Origin of the sequence: Bradyrhizobium genosp. SA-3 (genome assembly GCF_004212635.1) — a bacterium.
Lineage (GTDB): Bacteria > Pseudomonadota > Alphaproteobacteria > Rhizobiales > Xanthobacteraceae > Bradyrhizobium.
Genome location: NZ_PSRT01000380.1, coordinates 1 through 239, shown reverse-complemented (window position 1 = coordinate 239; position 239 = coordinate 1). Strand labels below are relative to the sequence as shown.

The following is a 239-nucleotide window of genomic DNA, read 5'->3' as shown; positions in this document are numbered from 1 at the left end:
CCCCTCGATGAGCCGCAGAGCCGATTGCTACGACAATGCCCCAATGGAAAGCTTCTTCCACACGCTCAAGACCGAACTGATCCATCACCGTCAATATGCGACCCGCGATGAAGCTGAGCGCGACATCCTCGCCTACGTCGAGGGCTTCTACAACCAACACCGCAGACACTCGGCCATCGGCTATATCAGCCCGGTCGAATTGGAGCTAAAATCGGCTTGAACCCTGTCCACTTTTTTGA

At 55.2% G+C, this 239-nt stretch carries 1 protein-coding gene; it reads left to right on the top strand.

The window, feature by feature from the left end:
• Positions 1-220 (top strand): IS3 family transposase (locus CWO91_RS42555; protein WP_165406096.1); only part of this gene is annotated, 220 nt, incomplete at its 5' end.
• Positions 221-239: the final 19 nt, after the last annotated feature.